Annotated in this window: 1 protein-coding gene; it reads right to left on the reverse strand. The window is 39.2% G+C overall.

The annotated features are described in order from the left end of the window. The coding region (locus tag ABYT07_RS20875; RefSeq protein WP_372993916.1) for an HYR domain-containing protein at positions 1-1,776 on the reverse strand (1,776 nt) is incomplete at both ends.

A 1,776-nucleotide genomic window follows, 5' to 3' on the forward strand; every position in this document is an offset into this window, starting at 1 on the left:
AACTTCATTACCACTTGAATCTGTAGCTACATAAGTTACTGTTGTTGTTCCTATTGGGAATTGTTCCCCAGAGGCAAAACCAGATATCCTTTCAACTGTTACTCCGCAATTATCGGTAGCAGTAATCTCAGTATAAGTGACAATTGCATAATCCTGACCTTCTATATTGGTTACTGTTATATTTTCAGGACATTCGATTGCTGGATCTTCATTATCTTCAACAGTTACATCAAAAGTTACTGTGGAAGTGTTTCCGGTAACATCTGCAGCAGTATAGGTTACAGTTGTAGTTCCCACAGGGAATAAACTTCCTGGATCTAATCCACTAGTAAATGTTACAATTGTTTCTAAACAGTTGTCTGTAGCCGCAGGAGTCGTGAAAGAAACTATTGCTCCACACTCTCCAGCGTCTACATTAACCGTGATGTCTCCGGTTTCGGAAAATACTGGATCTTCAGTATCAGGAATTAAAACTATATTCACTGAATCCATTGAAGTACAATTAGTAACTGTATTAGTTACCGTCAACAAATATGTTCCTTGTCTGCTAACAGTAGGATTTAATGTGTTTGCTCCACTATCAATTACCCCGTCTTCTGTAGTCCAAGAGTAATCTAATGCCTCCTGATTTTCTAAGTTTACACTACCATTTAAGACTAAGGTTTTAACTAAGCAACTTAAATCACCTGCATTTCCTGCATTCGCAATAATTTGAGATGGCTGTGTAATTGTTATTGTTCGTTCTTCAAAACAAACATCTCCATCATTACCTCCTGCTGCTTCAGCTCTTACTAAATAATCTCCTGGCCCATAAACCTCTGATGCATTATAAGTCTCTCCATCTATAGTAATTGTTGCACCTTCTACTGCTGTAACTATAATGTTTCCATCAGCTTCACCAAAACAAGTTGCGTTGGTGAATGAAGTTTGCATATTGATATCTGCTGGTTCTGAAATTGTGATCGTTCTTTCTTCAAAACAAACATCACTATCATTTCCTCCTGCCGCTTCAGCTCTCACTACATAATCCCCAGGACCATAAGTTGCTGATGCACTATAAGCTACACCATCTACAGTGATTGTTGCACCACCTGTTGCAGATGCTGTGATTGTTCCGTCTGCTGCACCGTTACAGGTTACTTCAGTAAATGAAGTTGTTAGTACGATATCTGCTGGCTCTGAAATTGTGATCGTTCTTTCTTCAAAACAAACATCACTATCATTTCCTCCTGCCGCTTCAGCTCTCACTACATAATCTCCAGGACCATAAGTGGCTGATGCATTATAAACTACACCATTTATAGTAATTGTTGCTCCATCTACTGCCGTAACTGTTATGGTTCCATTAGCTTCACCATTACATGATGCATTGGTGAATGAGGTTTGCATATTGATCTCTGCTGACTGTGAAATTGTGATCACCACTGTATCACTACATACTGGATCACCTACATTTCCTCCTGGAACTGTAACTAAAACCGTATAGTCTCCCGCTTCATAAGTTGCATTTGCATCATAAGCCTCTCCATCTATAGTAATTGTTGCTCCTTCTACTGCTGTAACTGTTATACGTCCATCGGTTTCCCCATTACATGATGCATTGGTGAATGAAGTTTGCATATTGATTACCGGTGGTTCTGTAATTGTCAAAGTAGGGTCCAATGTTATCACACAAGCTGTCGCATTAGCATCTCTTATTTGAACACTATAATCTGCTGGAGCCAATCCTGTAAAACTTCCACTTGCTTGCCAAGTTCCGGAATCTAATCTATACTC

Source organism: Sulfitobacter sp. (genome assembly GCF_041552635.1).
Lineage (GTDB): Bacteria > Pseudomonadota > Alphaproteobacteria > Rhodobacterales > Rhodobacteraceae > Sulfitobacter.